Raw genomic sequence first — 15,223 nt, 5'->3', positions numbered from 1 at the left:
GACGATTTTCGATCATTGCAAAACAGTTTGATATATGGCATTTTACGACCTGCCTAAAGAAGAAAGGGCAACGCTGGTCAGGCAAATGGAAGCCATCATAGAGAAGGCGGTGTTAACCAGCCAATTACAACCCCTGCTCATCTATGCGGCAGACGAGGATACCTATATCCGCAAAAGCGCTTACCAGGCCCTGGGTAAAATTTACCCCGCCCACCCTGCTGCCGTACTTCAGGGTATTACAACCCTGATGCAGAACGGGGAAGCCAAAGTGCGGCAAACAGCTGTTAATGCAGCCGGGGAAATTGGACGGCATGATTTTAGCGTTATCCGCGCCTATATGGATCAGGGCCTCACAGATGCACACTACAGTGTGCGCAATGCAGTGATCGGGTCTGTAAAGAAGATGGGCGAAAAGAACCCTGTGCCGGTGCTGGATTGGGCAAAAGGATACCTGGAACACCCGGATAAAGAGATCCGCCGGGAAATATGCCACGGCATTGAATTAAGAGGCCGTACGCATCCGCAGGACATCCTGCCGCTGCTTAAAACCCTGCAATTCGATAAAACAGCCCGCGTGAGGAACACCCTCGTGCATGTGCTGGGCCAGATAGCCTATAAAAAAGGCTGCCTGGAAACCGTGGTAGCAGACCTCAAGACCTGGCAGAACCAGGAACTGGTGAGGGCTGCACTGGATGAAATAGCCGATGTACATGAACGTTACAAGGATTTTGCCATTAAAACACAGGCCGAGGCCATTGCTTATATGGCTAAACATTTCGAGGATATTTAATTTCTCATTATTTTACACCAGCAATTGATCATTAGTGGCTTGTAAACAGTAAATTGAATCATGGACGCAAACATTTTAAGTAAAGTAGAGCAATGGCTCAACGGCGGTTTCGACGAAGAAACAGTAGCCACCATCCTCAAACTCCAAAAAGAAAACCCGGACGAATTAACCGATGCATTTTATCGAAACCTGGAATTCGGCACTGGCGGTCTCCGCGGCGTTATGGGCGTAGGCACCAACCGGATGAATAAATATACCGTGGGCATGGCCACACAGGGCTTTGCGAACTACCTGAAGAACTCCTTTACCGGAGAGATCAAAATGGCCATTGCACATGACAGTCGCAATAACAGCCGCTTCTTTGCAGAAGTAACCGCCAATGTAATGGCAGCCAACGGCATCAAGGTATATCTCTTTGAAGCCCTTCGCCCCACACCTGAATTGTCCTTCGCTATCCGCCATCTCAAATGCCAGGCGGGTGTAGTACTCACCGCTTCCCACAATCCAAGGGAATACAACGGCTATAAAGCTTATTGGGATGATGGCGCACAACTGGTGCCGCCGCACGACAAAAACGTGATCCTGGAAGTGGATAAGATCAGCAGCATTGGTGATGTGAAATGGACTGGCTGGTCTGAGAACATTACACCTATCGGAAAAGAAATAGATGAAGCCTATCTGCAAATGCTGAAAGGCCTCAGCGTATATCCTGAAGTAGTAGCAGCACAACATGATCTTAAGATCGTGTATACACCCATCCATGGTACCGGTATCACACTCGTGCCGGAAGTACTGCAACGTTTCGGGTTCACCAACGTTCACGTAGTGGAAGAACAATCCAAACCGGATGGTAACTTCCCCACAGTAGTATATCCTAATCCCGAGGAAGCAGAAGCCATGAGCATTGGCCTTAAAAAAGCCGCTGCCATGAATGCAGACATCCTGCTGGGAACTGATCCCGATTCAGATCGTGTAGGGATCGCCGTTAAAGATCATACCGGTAAATGGATCCTGCTGAATGGTAACCAAACTGCCGTACTGCTCTTCAACTACATCGTGGAAGGCCGCAAACGCAAAGGATTGACACAGAACACCGATTATATCTGCAAAACCATCGTTACCTCAGACCTCATCGATGTATTTGCAGCCAGCAACGACATCAGGTGTTACAATACCCTCACCGGTTTCAAATGGATCGCAGACCTCATCCGCCAGAAAGAAGGAAAAGAAACCTTCATTGTGGGCGGAGAAGAATCTTATGGTTATATGATCGGGGATAATGTGCGTGATAAAGATGCCATCGCTTCCGTAGCCATGATCTGCGAAATGGCAGCATATGCTAAGAACGAAGGCAGAAGCCTCTTTGAACAACTGATCGATATTTATGTACGATATGGTTTCTATAAAGAGTCCCTCATCTCTATCACTAAAAAAGGCATGAAAGGTGCAGAAGAAATAGCAGAGATGATGACGGCTTACCGGAACAACCCACCGTCCATCATCAATGGTTCTCCTGTTGTGAAACTCTTCGATTATCAGTTACAGCATGTAACCAACCTGAGCTCAGGAGAAAAAACAGTGCTTGATCTGCCTAAATCCAATGTATTGCAATTCCTGCTGGCAGACGGCAGTCGTATCTCCGCCCGCCCTTCTGGCACAGAGCCCAAGATCAAGTTCTATTTCAGCGTGCATGAAAACCTGGAAAGCGTAGCAGACCTGGAAAGAATAGAACAGATCCTGGATAGCAAAGTAACCAACATTATTCACGACATGAAACTCGGATGACGGGTAATGACTTTATCCTGGTGAAAACCGCTGGCCGCAGTTTAGGTCTGTTCCTTATTTTACTTTTCACATCGTTTACTGCTTCATCACAGCATCATAATTTTTTCCAGAACCCGGACACTGTTATCAAAGGCAGGGTCTGGGCCCTGGGAATTGGCAGTGCTGCCATATACGGAAGCTCTTTACTCGTATTGAACCAATACTGGTATAAGGATTATGCCCAACGCGATTTCCACACCATCGATGATGCCGGGGAATGGTTGCAGATGGATAAGTTCGGTCATGTATATACCACTTACCTGTTGGCTAAGTACAGCCGCGAAATATGGCGGTGGAGCGGCCTCCCCCGCAAGCAACAGATCTGGATCGGAGGATTAAGCGGGTTCGCTTATCAGTCTGTGATAGAATTATTGGATGCACACTCCACACACTGGGGATTTTCCTGGAGTGACATGGGCGCCAATGCACTGGGCTCCGCTGCAATGATCAGCCAGGAGCTGGTATGGAATGAACCGCGCTTTCAATTGAAATTCTCTTCCTTTCCTGCTGAGTATAATGATCCCGTACTAAAAGCGCGCGCCATCAACCAGTTCGGCGAACGTTTTACAGAACGCACGCTAAAAGATTACAACGCACAAACGTACTGGCTCTCTGTAAACCCCTGGTCTTTTGCCAAAGAAAGTGATTTCCCTAAATGGCTGAACATTGCCATCGGTTATGGTGCAGAAGGTATGTATGATGCCAAAACAAACGACTGGACGGATGAACAGGGCGTCATGTATGATTACTCCCATATCCGCCGTACCAGGCAGTTCTATCTTTCTCCGGACATCGACTTTACGAAGATACCCACCAAACGAAAAGGGATCAGGGTATTATTCCAGGTATTGAATATGATCAAAGTACCCGCACCTGCATTGGAGATCAATGGCGCAGGAAAATTAAAGGCGCATGCTTTGTATTTCTAAACGAGGTAGGCTGAATGGATAGACTCTCCTTCCACATCCACCATCACCATATCCTGCAAAGTAGTAGCCAGGCTATACCCTACAAAATCCACTGATAAAGGAAAAGATTTATGACGGCGATCTACCAGTACAGCTGTCTGTATCTTCTTGGGGAAGAATTGCAGAAAAGGCTTCAATGCATATAACATGGTTTTGCCGGAATTGGCTACATCATCGATCAGGATCACCACTTTATTTGTAAAATCCAGTTCATGTGAAAGCGTCACTTCAGCCGGATGTTGCTTATCCAGCTTGATCTCCACTACTTCGATCTTAAAGCTGGCAATCTCCTTCAGATGTGCCGCAATCTTATTGGTGAGGATAGTACCACGGTCCCAGATCCCTGCCAGGATCAAAGAAGGCTCGTCGTAATTATGCTCATATATCTCATACGCGATCCGCTCTATTTTCTTTTCAATAACTTCCTGCGTCAGGATTACGTTCTTATTTTCCATATAGTGGGTTTGTGCAGCCGTAAAAATACATAAATTGCGACAACAACCGGTTAAATCAAGGATATGCAAATTGTTTCGCAGGTCATCTTTTTCATAGCATTGGGCTTTGCCATTTACCTGTTTTCCCGCAGAGCGCTGGGTATCCGGCGGAACATCCTGCTGGGAAGAGATGTAGCACTGAATGACCAGCCCGCAGCCCGCTGGAAAAACCTTCTTTTACTGGCCTTTGGGCAGAAAAAGATGTTCCGCAACCCCATGGTGGCGGTACTGCACTTCTTTGTGTATGCAGGTTTCGTGATCATTAATATTGAGATCCTGGAGATCGTGATAGACGGGCTGGCAGGTACACATCGTATATTCGCCCCCGTTCTGGGTTCCCTGTATGGGGTGCTGATCGGCTGTTTTGAGATCCTGGCCGCACTGGTAGCTATCTCCTGCGCTATCTTCCTTGTACGGCGCAACATCATCAAACTAAAACGTTTCATCAGCAAGGACCTCAATGGCTGGCCCCGCTCTGATGCCAACTATATCCTGATCACGGAAATTGTGCTGATGGTATTATTCCTCACCATGAACACCGCGGACCAGGCACTACAAGCCAGGGGTGCTGAACATTATGTTTTAACTTCTGATTTTTGGATCACCGGTAACTTTGCACCATTGCTGGCAGGTTTATCCGATAGTGCCCTGGTAGCCATAGAAAGAGGTGCCTGGTGGTTGCACATCCTGGGTGTGCTGGCCTTCCTGAACTACCTGCCTTTCTCCAAACACCTCCATATCATCCTGGCCTTCCCGAATGCTTACTTTGCAGACCTGCGGCCGAAAGGGAAAATGGAGAACATGCCGGAGATCCAGCAGGAAGTACTTTACGCCATGCAACCGGAACTGGCACCCACCACACCTTCAGAAACAGTCCCCAAATTCGGGGCAAAAGATATCCAGGACCTTACCTGGAAGAATCTACTGGATGCCTACGCCTGTACAGAATGCGGCCGCTGCTCAGCAGCCTGCCCTGCTACGCAAACCGGCAAAGCCCTCTCCCCCCGCCTCATCATGATGAAAACGCGGGACAGGGCTGAAGAAGTTGGCAGAGGTCAGGCAGAAGGTAAAACCCTGCTCCGGGATTATATCACAGAAGAAGAATTACGTGCCTGCACCACCTGCAACGCCTGTGTTCAGGAATGCCCCGTGAGCATCAATCCCCTGCACATCATCCTGCAAATGCGCAGGCACCTGGTGATGGAGGAGTCCAGCGCACCGCAGGAATGGAACATGATGTTTTCCAATATCGAGAATAATATGGCGCCATGGAAGTTCAGTCCGGATGACCGCGACGCCTGGATACAACAATAATCATACACCGAGCAAAAAGAAAGAAATGCAGATAAAAACAATGGCCGAATATTTTGCCAATGGAGAAACGCCCGAAGTGCTTTTTTGGGTAGGATGCGCCGGTAGCTTCGACCAACGGGCACAAAAGATCACCCGGGCATTTGCAGAGATCCTCACAAAAACAGGCATTCAGTTTGCTATACTGGGTAAAGAAGAAGCCTGCACCGGAGACCCCGCCAGGCGGGCCGGGAACGAATTCCTCTTCCAGATGATGGCTTACAACAATATCCAGGTGCTGAACAACTATGCCGTAAAGACCATCGTAACCGCGTGCCCCCACTGCTTTAACACCTTCAAAAATGAATACCCCCAGCTGGGCGGCACTTACGAAGTGATCCACCATGCCACCTATCTGCAACAGCTGATAGACGGTGGCCGCATCAAAATGAAAGAAGGCGGCACCTTTAAAGGTAAAAAGATCACTTATCATGATTCCTGCTACCTGGGGAGGGCAAATGGCATTTACGAAGCACCAAGACAAGTTTTAGAAACCCTCGATGCAGAATTAGTGGAAATGAAAAGGTGTAAAAGCAAGGGGCTTTGCTGCGGCGCCGGAGGGGCTCAAATGTTCAAGGAAGAGGAAAAGGGAAGTACCCGGATCAACTTTGAAAGAGGCCATGAGGCTGTATCTACGGGAGCATCCGTGATCGCCTCCAACTGCCCTTTTTGCATGACTATGTTAACAGATGGGGTCAAGGAAGCTGGAAAAGAAGAGGAAGTAAAAGTGATGGATATCGCGGAAATGATCGTACAAAACATGCAATAATCTTAACTTTGCCTTATGAACACCGATATCAAACATATTTTACCAAACGACTTCGCCCCTGCGTCCAGGGTTTGGATATATCAAAGTAACCGCCCGTTTTCCGAAAGAGAGGCCGAAGAGATAGAAGAACAGCTGCACCAGTTTGCAGTACAATGGAATTCCCATGGAGTGCCCGTAAAAGGCTGGGGCCGCCTGTTATTTGACCAGGTGATAGTGCTCATGGCCGATGAAACCTCCTCAGAAGTGAGCGGCTGCAGCACCGATAGCTCCGTACGCATCATCAAAAGCATGGAAAAGCAATATTCCGTGAACCTTTTCGACCGTCTGCTGCTGGGTTTCCTGGTGAAGGATAAACTGCAGTTACTGCCGTTGAACCAGGTGGGGTATGCACTGGAGAAAGGGTTTATTACTACCGATACGCTTTATCTCAATAATACCGTGCTCACGAAGCAGGAATTGGAGGACCATTGGCTGGTGCCACTAAAAGAAAGTTGGCTGATGAGTAAATTAGCTAAGACAGCGTAAGATATTTTAATAAAGTCCTGAGTTCATCAGGACTTTATTTTTTTATTGAAGTCAAGCGCAAGTGCCGCCCAGTAGTTAAGATCAGCTTTTGTTTTCAGTGCATCTTCGTTTACATGCACATAGCCTTTGTACTTCCGTCCTCCCATGATCACAGTCTGGCAACCTTCTACATGAATATCAGGATCAATACGGCACATGATCCTATCCGCACCTGCCGTCAGGCACATTTTTCCATTCACCATAAAGGCTAAGCCGCCGAACATCTTTTTCTCTTCCACTTTGGGTAGCCCCGCCAGTGCCTGCCGGAGCCTTTCTGCTAATTTTTCACTGTACGCCATTATTTAGGTGTGTTCTTATCAAAAGTAAGCGTGTCAAAGAAAATGGTCAGGGAATCAAGCTTTCCATTCTTAGCCGTCCAGATCTCCGCTACATCGCCATTAACGCTTTCTCCATTGGGGAATTTAAAATCGTAATTCCCGATAACGCAGGCATTATTGCCTTCCACGATCATTTGTTTTACACGCATGGCCTGGAACACCCGGGAGAATCTTTTAATCACTTCAATATAAGCGGCTTTACCAACTGTTGGGGTTGTAGCGATATTACCCCCGGTATATTTAAAATCATCAGAAATAACTGATTCCCAGCCTTCCTTTTGGGCAAAACCCTTGTAATAGGTTTCGAGCAATTGCGTTGTTGTGGTTTCCATTTTTCTGGTTTTAAGTATTATATTTGTTATTGCATTTTGCAAGCACTAATATAAGAAGTTATTTCAAAATGCAAGTACTTTTTAAATGAATTATATGGAAAAGACGAGGTCGGATTGCCCTATCAGTTGTTCTCTTGATGTTTTCGGGGATAAATGGTCGTTGCTTATTATCAGGGATATTATGCTCCGGGGGAAATTGTCCTACAGTGAATTTTTGCAGTCTGAGGAGAAGATTGCCACCAATATACTTGTTAACAGGCTGAGTGTACTGGAGGCGGAGCAGATCGTTTCTAAAAAAGTCTCTCCCACTAATAAGTCTAAGTTCATCTACAGTCTTACGGAGAAGGGAATTGACCTGTTGCCGATCATTATTGAGATCATGGATTGGGGTGCGAAATATAATGCGAATTGCCCCAGAAGAGAGCTTGGGAAAAAGATAAAGAAGGATAAGGCCGGCGCGATAAAAGAGTATTATGAGAAGTTGAGGAACCAGTAAAAAAATACAACTATACAGGATACAAGTTTGTATATTTGTCAACATTCAAAACTTTAGCGGGAATAGCTCATTTGGTAGAGCGGCAGCTTCCCAAGCTGTAGGTGGCCGGTTCGAGCCCGGTTTCCCGCTCAACATGGGGTGGTGATCTTCATCACCCTATGATTTTTCTCCTATCAGGCTTTTTGATTTTATACCTGAAGTATAAAGGTTATCCCAATAAATACGCTCCCTTATTAGTATTCTGCAACCATGATTCTTTTTCTCTCATATGATTGAATCAATCCCATGAGAATACAGAATTTAATAACCTCAAGTCCACAAACTCATTCCCAATTCGTCTTAGCAATAGTTTTAACCTTAAATCCATATTATGAAAAAATGTTTACTACTTCTTCTATGCTTTCTTCCAGTCCTTACATTCTGTCAAACTCAAAAAAGTTCTTCCAGCTGGGGCACTAAATCTCCCAAACGACCAATCAATCAATATGCTCGTCTAGGCAATGGAGGAGTAGGCATTGGAGTTGGCGTTCTTTGTGTTGCAGGAAGTGTAGTTATTCTCGGAGAAGCCAAATCAAATAGCAATAAAACTGCAGCTTATATACTATCAGGGGCTGGAAGTATAATTGCCATTTTAGGTGGGGTACAAATGTCAAATGCTGGGATGAAAATAGCAAGATCTCAGGTTATGGCCAGAACAAAGTTTACAGGAACGGGGTTAATTTATAATTTTTAGGATCAATAGGTATTTATAAAATCTCACATACTATGAGCAAAAATCAAATTATACTAATTACTCTTGCTATTATTATGGCTATTGGAGTATTTATGCCCTTAATCAATATTCCCTTTTTTGGATCATTAAATTTTTATATGAATGGAGAAGGTGATGGAGTATATGTCCTTTTATGCGCAGGAATAGCTGCAATTTTTTCACTTACCAAATATCAGAAGCTTGTTATTATACCGGGACTTGTAGCAACAATTATCCTGTTAATGCTTTTTATGAACTATCAGGATGCGTATTCTAATTTTCAAAAGATACCTACCAATAACCTGGGTTTGTTTCGTGAATTAGGAGAATCTGTCAAGTCCGCAGTTTCATTAAATTTTGGATTTATTGTGATGGTAATTGGAGCCCTGGGATTAACCTTTTTGCCCCTTTCATTATCTGATAACGTTGAAACTACCAGTTCATAATAAAAACTGAGAAGCAGGCAATCGCAACGACTTGCCTGCTTCTCAATAATTCATCTAATATCCTCCCCTACAAAGCCCTCATTCTATTATTCTTCGGGTTATGCTCTAATTCCACCAAACCCAACTCCTCCATCAGCGGCGGAATATACATACCAAATCTTCCACGAAAACCTTTCTTCAAACCATACCATCCACCAACAGGATTCTTTTCAGAACGTCCCCACGCTTCCACTGTTCCTTCTTTAGCTGGCTTCTGCTCATCAGCGCTTCCTAATTCCATCCAGTCTTTATGTGCTTTCAGCATAACCTGCAGATCATTAATGCAACGGAAATCATAATGAAGCACCGTTTTCCCAACTGTGCAAACAAGAATCTCTTTGCCATCTTTCACATCTTTATACATCTCGTATTCAGAAGTGCCCGGAGGTGTTTTCAGCTTCCAGGGATTTTCTTTTGTTCCCATATTATCTGGTTTTGAGGTCTTTGGAACAAATATAATGATTACCCTTAGCCTGTCAAGTCCTTTCATTTTTGTTAATCATCAAATAAAATACCGTTCAATTTATCATTGCAACTGATTGCAATTGTTAATCCTCCAATTCTTGTGAAATCACAACTTTTCAAAACAGCAATTGGCATAATTTCAGCGCATTTGGAACGAACAATATTTTTTCACATTTAAAAACACAATTACATTATGTCTAAAAACACTGGACTATTAAGAATGACAGGTAAGATCGGCGAGTACGTCGGGTATTACCGGGATGGGAAGCAGTATTTCCGAACAATGCCCAAACATGTACGCAGGAGTAAAGCCACCCAGCTCTCTGCAATTGATTTCGGCACAGCCAGCAAGGCTGCAAAACTGATCAGGCAAGGGCTACGCACGGAACTCAACATCCGTCACGATAATGGCATGCACAACCGCCTGAACACAGATATGCTTCGCATACTCTACTCAGGCAGCCAGCAACGCGGCAGCAGAAGTTTCCAGCGGAACAAGTTGTCCATGCTAACCGGCATGCGCTTCAACGGAAAAACGGAACTGAGCCGTTTGCTGCCATTCACACCAAAAGTGGTACAAGACGGCAACAGCCTTCGCATTGCCATTCCCGCACTTGGTGCCGGCGACATCCGCCATGCCCGCAATACCACACACATTGAAATTAAAGCGATCGCCGTTGGTGTGAACTTTAAGGAAGGTGCTTACCAGGAAGCAGCATCAGATAAAGCACTGATAGATTTCAGCAAGCCTGCTGTTGCAACAGAACTAATACTTCCCTTTAAAGCAGGTGAAGAAGAAACGATCGTTGTGCTACAGGTAAGAGCATTCGATGTAATGGATGGAAAAATGTATGTATTGGGGAACCGTAAATATTTTGCAGCAGATATCATTGATATCATTCCTTCCCTTCCTACAGTATCAACAGGCATTGCATACCATGACCAACCGGAAATCAAACCATCTCTTCAACTTCAAAGTGACGTTTATTTCATCCGGAAGGAATAGTATAAAATGAGGCGGGTGAAAAGAAATAACGCGAAGAGATAACTTCCGCCAGGGTATCTATATCTATCAAAGAAAAATTGCCTTAATTTTATACGATGAAAATGAAACCACAGCACTTTTGTGCAGATTTCGATATTAAAAAATCACTTTCTGAACCATTCATTAACAAAACAGCCCCATTTCAACCCTAAATCCATCATCCCTCCTCGCTTCCATATCCGCTAGACCTCCCGTTAGTATCAACTCCACTGATCTCATATTGATCTCCCTCTTTCCCCTTATCAGTCCTGGTTTTTCATTGTAACGCCCTAACTATGTCTAATAATAGCTACGATCTCCGCGTTTGAAAATACCTTATCTTCAGCATAACATGTTGCCCATGAACGAAATATCCCCCCTTTTTCATCAAATAAACATCATTACCCACATCGTTGCTGGTTCTGTCGCCCTCCTGTTAGGCTTAACAGCTATTCTGACAAGGAAAGGCGGTAAAAGGCATACAATAAGTGGCCGGCTCTTTCTCGTATTCCTTACAATAGTGATCATCACCGGCCTGATCGGTGTTTTAGTATTTGGCAGGAATACATTCCTCCTCGTCATTACAATGCTGAGTGCTTATGTTGGATTTTCGGGTTATCGTGCATTAAAAACAAAATCCAATCAATTTAAGATACTGGACGCCGCAGTAGCGGTTATTACTCTGATCACAGTGTTTTATTTCATTTATTATTTCAGGTCGATCGGGATGATCTGGTCGCCCGTTATCATTTATAGTACTGTTGGGTATTTGTTGTTCGTGATAACCTACGACTTTATCCGCTATCTTATCCCTCAGCACAGATATGGAAACTTATGGCTGTACGAACATATCCTTAAAATGATGAGCGCATTTAGCGGGATACTCTCCGCCTTTACCGGCACTGTTTTCCCGCAATATCAGCCATATAGCCAGTTTCTGCCTTCCGTACTTGGTACTTTGGTGGCGATAGGGTTTATGATATACTGTTATAATAAAAAGTTATTTGTCGCTACATCTTCTTCACATGATGAAACCCCGCCTCTAACGCAGCATTCTTTATGATCTCAGCAAGTTCCGGAGATTCTTCCACCCCGGGCTTCAATTCATATTCCAATCCATAATCCCCCTGGTATTCCAGCGAATGCACATTTACAACATCTTCTATCCGCTCACCGGGAGAAGCTGACTGATACAAGGAATTCGCAAAAACGAAAAATTGGGTGAGCAACTCTTTTGACATGGTTTTCTCTTTCATTAAATATACCCCGATACCCGTAGAACAACAAGCATAGAAATAATTTGTACATTTATTACTATACCCAAAAACCTAACAATGAACGCTGGCAAAAAATACACTTTTCGGGAATTTGTATACTGGACGAGGAGGCATATCTACAAACTCTTCTTCCTCGCGCTGATCCCCACCGTACTATACCATTTGGGCCTCACTTTTCTATCCATCACCTGGGTACCCGTTGCATTGCTTGGTACAGCTGTATCTTTCATAGTCGGCTTCAAGAACAACACCAGTTATTCCCGGGCATGGGAAGCAAGGACCATTTACGGCAGCATCGTTAATAACAGCAGATCTTTCGCCGTAATGATAAGAGATTTCCTGAAAGACGAAGCTGAGACCAAAGCCATCTTCTACCGGCATTTTGCCTGGCTCACAGCGCTTCGTTTTCAGCTAAGGGAACCCAGGCCCTGGGAGAACATGACCAACCCGGAAAACGTAGAATACTCCTCCCACTACAGCCTTCCCGAAAGGCTCACTACAATGGAAGATGAATTAAAAAAATACCTGCCCCAAGAGGAACTCCATTACATCCTGGCTAAAAAGAACAAAGCCACACAGATCATGGCATTGCAATCCAGGCATGTCAATAACTTACGGCTGCCTGAATTCCAGTTGCTGCAACTACAAACCGCTATCACTGCTTTCTATGATAGCCAGGGCAGAGCGGAAAGGATAAAGAACTTCCCCTATCCCCGCAATTACTCTTCCATTGCCAGTTACCTGTTGTATTTTTTTGTACTGCTCGTACCCTTTGGCCTGCTCAATGAATTTGAGAAGTTAGGAGACGGCACCCTGATAGAAGGATACTCCATCTGGCTGAACGTACCTTTCGCATTGTTACTTTCCTGGGTGTTCGTAGCCTTGGATGCAGTAGGAGAAAGCTCCGTTAATCCATTTGAAGGCAACGCCAACGACGTGCCCATCACCAATATTTCCAGGACCATAGAAATAGACATGAGGGATATGCTGGACGAAGCAGATCTCCCCTCACCCACCACCGCTATCAATAACATCCTAATGTAACAGCTCATGAAAAAGAAAGAAAAATTAGCGCCCGTACACCAGTATTACCCGAATGCGGTAACCACTATTGATTGTGTGAACAGATTAATAGACCTGATCGAAGAAAAACTAGATATAGATCCAGGCAAAGTAATGCTGGCAGATAGCATCTGTAGTGATGATGTAAACAGCATACAATATCCAGCCAGGTCACATGAGTTCCTCGGGCCATTTAAGATGGGAGGATTAGATGGATATCCTTTCACAGGCTTAACAGGCATGGGCGCCTTTGCAGCCCATGTGCCGGATGATGGTGCGGTATATATTTTCTACGGTCCGCACATCGGCATCACCAAAGATGGAAAAATAGGCGAGATCAACAGGATAGGCCAAACGAAACCATCTGGTTGTTGTGGTGCTGCAAAAGCAGGCCTGGCCAAATTACTGAACAACCAGATCGTTGAAGGGAATGTGAATGATTATGATTACCAGATGAACACCATCGAACAAATATTCCTAAAAGAAAAGAACAGGATCACCAGTGCAGCCAATCAATTAAAAGAAGCAACAGATGTGATGTATGAAGCCATAGAAGAAAGGATCAACTATTTAGTAAATAACACCAGCTACAAATGCAGGCACGTGATCTTAATGGGTGCCATACTGATCAATGGCGATCAGGAAATGGGGTCATTTTGTGAGGTAAGGAGGTTTGATGTATTGGATCTCACCACAGGTGTGAATACTAATTTTATGAAGGATTTTTTTGCATGAAAATAAACACATAAAAATATAAACGGCCTGTAGATCCTCATATCCACAGGCCGTTTTTCGATAAATTCTTCACTCAGCTTAATGAAATATCTGTTTCTGAATTAATAACAAACAGTTTGCATTTTCATGAATACTTCTTGCTAATTTGAAGTATAACAATCATTACATTTGCAGTATGAAGAATTTTTTTACGAAAACCATTCATTATGTTCCACTATATGACACAATCAGAATATCTTAAACGAATTGAAGATGGCCTGCTGGCACAGAGAAAACTTATACGTTCCTCCAAAGAAGCAGCAGCAGAATTAATTGATTCTTTGGGGATGAGGCATCTACTCATTCCAATGACTAAAGAAGAGATAAAAGCTGCAGAAGAAGTAAAAGCAAAGTGGAAAGAAGAAGAATAGACTATAGCAGAACAAACAACAACAGAATAAGATTCGTCAATATATCAACCCAATTAAATGTTAACCTCAAAACCAAACTACATATATACTTCCGATCCTGGATTAATACTAGGCTTTCATGGTTGTGAAGAATCTGTCAGAGATGCTGTTATTTCAGGAAAGAAGATGCTAAAAATCAGTGCTAACAAACATGACTGGCTAGGATCCGGATTTTATTTCTGGCAAAATAATTATGAGCGGGCCCTGGACTTTGCTACTAGCCCTCCTGGCAGAAAGAGAATAAAGAAGCCCGCAGTACTAGGCGCTGTATTAAATTTGGGCAACTGTCTTGATTTAATGGATAAAAAATATATCCGATCCGTTCAAGTATCTTATGAAAATTTAAAAGATTGCGCAATATTAGAAAACACCGAATTACCCGAGAATAAGAACACGAATAACTCAAAAGACCATATCCTTAGAGAACTTGATTGTTATGTAATTGAAAACTTGCATGAATCAATGAGAATCAGGCACACTCCCCCTTTTGATTCAGCAAGAGGCGTCTTCATCGAAGGCTCCCCCATCTACGAAAACGCCGGCTTCCACGAAAAAACACACATCCAGATCTGCATCCGCAACCCCAACTGCATAAAAGGCTTCTTCATCCCACGCGAAGAAGTACAATGGCCAAATTTCATCATTCCGGAAAACCTCCAGGAAACACCCGCCTACTACAGAGGCGTCCCTCCCTATTACACCACCTACCCAATCCAATAATCCCCCAACAACAACACCCCCTGCCCCAAAAAACCTCCAACCACCGCCGCCACCGCATCCATCAACTCATGATGCCCCTTCCCCGTTACCAGCGAAAACAACTCAAACCCATAACTGATCACCACAATCCCTACAAAGGCAAACAAAGCCCCATACCCCAGCTGCCCCGGGAACAGGAAAAACCCCACCAATTGCAGTACCATCCCCATCGGGATCCCCACGTAAAAATGCTTCCATTTGTCAGGCGCTATCTTCATAAGACCCGAAATATAAGCAAAACTTAACCTGTCATTCTGTCATTTTTTTATGTATTTTTGCCCTTCTAAATTT

Annotated in this window: 21 protein-coding genes and 1 tRNA gene; 16 read left to right on the top strand and 6 right to left on the bottom strand. The window is 44.3% G+C overall.

Features of this window, described 5'->3' with window-relative positions:
- The first annotated feature begins 34 nt into the window (after nucleotides 1–34).
- Genes GFS24_RS01075 through GFS24_RS01065 form a run of 3 tightly spaced genes read left to right on the top strand, consistent with a single transcriptional unit; the run spans nucleotide 35 to nucleotide 3,543 of the window.
- Nucleotides 35–790 (top strand): HEAT repeat domain-containing protein, encoded by a 756-nt coding sequence (locus GFS24_RS01075; protein ID WP_153657723.1) that lies wholly within the window; start codon nucleotides 35–37, stop codon nucleotides 788–790.
- Nucleotides 791–850: 60 nt separating this feature from the next.
- Nucleotides 851–2,575: a phospho-sugar mutase gene (locus GFS24_RS01070; protein ID WP_153657722.1), complete on the top strand. Its 1,725-nt coding sequence runs from the start codon at nucleotides 851–853 to the stop codon at nucleotides 2,573–2,575.
- Nucleotides 2,572–3,543 (top strand): DUF2279 domain-containing protein, encoded by a 972-nt coding sequence (locus tag GFS24_RS01065; protein WP_153657721.1) that lies wholly within the window; start codon nucleotides 2,572–2,574, stop codon nucleotides 3,541–3,543. The genes GFS24_RS01070 and GFS24_RS01065 overlap by 4 nt, the downstream gene beginning before the upstream one ends.
- Here GFS24_RS01065 and GFS24_RS01060 read toward each other — a convergent pair.
- The gene (locus GFS24_RS01060) at nucleotides 3,540–4,037 is read right to left on the bottom strand and encodes a phosphoribosyltransferase family protein (protein ID WP_153657720.1); all 498 of its coding nucleotides are present in this window, start codon (nucleotides 4,035–4,037) and stop codon (nucleotides 3,540–3,542) included. The two genes, GFS24_RS01065 and GFS24_RS01060, sit on opposite strands and share 4 nt — an antisense overlap.
- Nucleotides 4,038–4,100: 63 nt before the next feature.
- Here GFS24_RS01060 and GFS24_RS01055 point away from each other — a divergent pair, with 63 nt between their 5' ends.
- From GFS24_RS01055 to GFS24_RS01045, 3 genes are read left to right on the top strand one after another with little or no spacing between them, the layout of a single operon-like run.
- On the top strand, nucleotides 4,101–5,390 hold the full coding sequence (locus GFS24_RS01055) for a (Fe-S)-binding protein (protein ID WP_153657719.1): 1,290 nt from the start codon (nucleotides 4,101–4,103) through the stop codon (nucleotides 5,388–5,390).
- A 25-nt stretch (nucleotides 5,391–5,415) separates the two neighbouring features.
- Nucleotides 5,416–6,195, top strand: coding sequence for a (Fe-S)-binding protein (locus GFS24_RS01050; protein WP_153657718.1), 780 nt, complete (start codon nucleotides 5,416–5,418; stop codon nucleotides 6,193–6,195).
- Between the two features lie 15 nt (nucleotides 6,196–6,210).
- Entirely contained in the window at nucleotides 6,211–6,720 is a 510-nt protein-coding gene (locus tag GFS24_RS01045; protein WP_153657717.1) for a hypothetical protein, read from the top strand.
- Nucleotides 6,721–6,746: 26 nt separating this feature from the next.
- On the opposite strand, the gene GFS24_RS01040 is transcribed toward GFS24_RS01045, so the two are convergent.
- Nucleotides 6,747–7,058 (bottom strand): TfoX/Sxy family protein, encoded by a 312-nt coding sequence (locus GFS24_RS01040; protein WP_153657716.1) that lies wholly within the window; start codon nucleotides 7,056–7,058, stop codon nucleotides 6,747–6,749.
- Nucleotides 7,058–7,429, bottom strand: a complete 372-nt coding sequence (locus GFS24_RS01035; protein WP_153657715.1) for a nuclear transport factor 2 family protein — start codon at nucleotides 7,427–7,429, stop codon at nucleotides 7,058–7,060. The genes GFS24_RS01040 and GFS24_RS01035 overlap by 1 nt, the downstream gene beginning before the upstream one ends.
- A 94-nt stretch (nucleotides 7,430–7,523) precedes the next feature.
- On the opposite strand from GFS24_RS01035, the gene GFS24_RS01030 reads away from it, so the two are divergent.
- The 4 genes from GFS24_RS01030 to GFS24_RS01015 all read left to right on the top strand — a co-directional run bounded on the left by GFS24_RS01030 (nucleotide 7,524) and on the right by GFS24_RS01015 (nucleotide 9,122).
- Entirely contained in the window at nucleotides 7,524–7,925 is a 402-nt protein-coding gene (locus tag GFS24_RS01030) for a helix-turn-helix domain-containing protein (RefSeq protein ID WP_153657714.1), read from the top strand.
- A 56-nt stretch (nucleotides 7,926–7,981) separates the two neighbouring features.
- Nucleotides 7,982–8,054 (top strand) — tRNA-Gly (locus GFS24_RS01025).
- 241 nt (nucleotides 8,055–8,295) lie between these two features.
- On the top strand, nucleotides 8,296–8,658 hold the full coding sequence (locus GFS24_RS01020; RefSeq protein WP_153657713.1) for a hypothetical protein: 363 nt from the start codon (nucleotides 8,296–8,298) through the stop codon (nucleotides 8,656–8,658).
- Nucleotides 8,659–8,690: 32 nt separating this feature from the next.
- On the top strand, nucleotides 8,691–9,122 hold the full coding sequence (locus GFS24_RS01015) for a hypothetical protein (RefSeq protein ID WP_153657712.1): 432 nt from the start codon (nucleotides 8,691–8,693) through the stop codon (nucleotides 9,120–9,122).
- 67 nt (nucleotides 9,123–9,189) lie between these two features.
- Here the strand turns inward: GFS24_RS01015 and GFS24_RS01010 are convergent, their stop codons facing one another.
- The gene (locus GFS24_RS01010) at nucleotides 9,190–9,585 is read right to left on the bottom strand and encodes a DUF6855 family protein (RefSeq protein WP_153657711.1); all 396 of its coding nucleotides are present in this window, start codon (nucleotides 9,583–9,585) and stop codon (nucleotides 9,190–9,192) included.
- A 234-nt stretch (nucleotides 9,586–9,819) separates the two neighbouring features.
- Between GFS24_RS01010 and GFS24_RS01005 the strand changes: the two genes are divergently transcribed.
- A complete protein-coding gene (locus GFS24_RS01005) occupies nucleotides 9,820–10,632 on the top strand; it encodes a hypothetical protein (protein WP_153657710.1) in 813 nt (270 codons plus the stop codon).
- A gap of 379 nt (nucleotides 10,633–11,011) precedes the next feature.
- Entirely contained in the window at nucleotides 11,012–11,713 is a 702-nt protein-coding gene (locus GFS24_RS01000; protein ID WP_153657709.1) for a hypothetical protein, read from the top strand.
- On the opposite strand, the gene GFS24_RS00995 is transcribed toward GFS24_RS01000, so the two are convergent.
- Complete coding sequence (locus GFS24_RS00995) at nucleotides 11,661–11,891, bottom strand: hypothetical protein (protein WP_153657708.1); 231 nt, start codon at nucleotides 11,889–11,891, stop codon at nucleotides 11,661–11,663. The two genes, GFS24_RS01000 and GFS24_RS00995, sit on opposite strands and share 53 nt — an antisense overlap.
- Nucleotides 11,892–11,984: 93 nt before the next feature.
- Here GFS24_RS00995 and GFS24_RS00990 point away from each other — a divergent pair, with 93 nt between their 5' ends.
- The 4 genes from GFS24_RS00990 to GFS24_RS00975 all read left to right on the top strand — a co-directional run bounded on the left by GFS24_RS00990 (nucleotide 11,985) and on the right by GFS24_RS00975 (nucleotide 14,893).
- A complete protein-coding gene (locus GFS24_RS00990) occupies nucleotides 11,985–12,971 on the top strand; it encodes a bestrophin family protein (RefSeq protein WP_153657707.1) in 987 nt (328 codons plus the stop codon).
- A 6-nt stretch (nucleotides 12,972–12,977) separates the two neighbouring features.
- Nucleotides 12,978–13,724 (top strand): hypothetical protein, encoded by a 747-nt coding sequence (locus tag GFS24_RS00985; RefSeq protein ID WP_153657706.1) that lies wholly within the window; start codon nucleotides 12,978–12,980, stop codon nucleotides 13,722–13,724.
- A gap of 218 nt (nucleotides 13,725–13,942) precedes the next feature.
- Nucleotides 13,943–14,134, top strand: coding sequence for a hypothetical protein (locus tag GFS24_RS00980; RefSeq protein WP_153657705.1), 192 nt, complete (start codon nucleotides 13,943–13,945; stop codon nucleotides 14,132–14,134).
- Nucleotides 14,135–14,191: 57 nt separating this feature from the next.
- Nucleotides 14,192–14,893, top strand: coding sequence for a hypothetical protein (locus tag GFS24_RS00975; RefSeq protein WP_216647336.1), 702 nt, complete (start codon nucleotides 14,192–14,194; stop codon nucleotides 14,891–14,893).
- Here the strand turns inward: GFS24_RS00975 and GFS24_RS00970 are convergent.
- Nucleotides 14,878–15,150 (bottom strand): hypothetical protein, encoded by a 273-nt coding sequence (locus tag GFS24_RS00970; RefSeq protein ID WP_153657704.1) that lies wholly within the window; start codon nucleotides 15,148–15,150, stop codon nucleotides 14,878–14,880. The genes GFS24_RS00975 and GFS24_RS00970 overlap by 16 nt on opposite strands.
- Nucleotides 15,151–15,223 lie beyond the last annotated feature (73 nt).

The sequence above is a fragment of the Chitinophaga sp. SYP-B3965 genome (genome assembly GCF_009647655.1).
Lineage (GTDB): Bacteria > Bacteroidota > Bacteroidia > Chitinophagales > Chitinophagaceae > Chitinophaga.
This window is presented reverse-complemented; position numbering and strand designations above follow the sequence as displayed.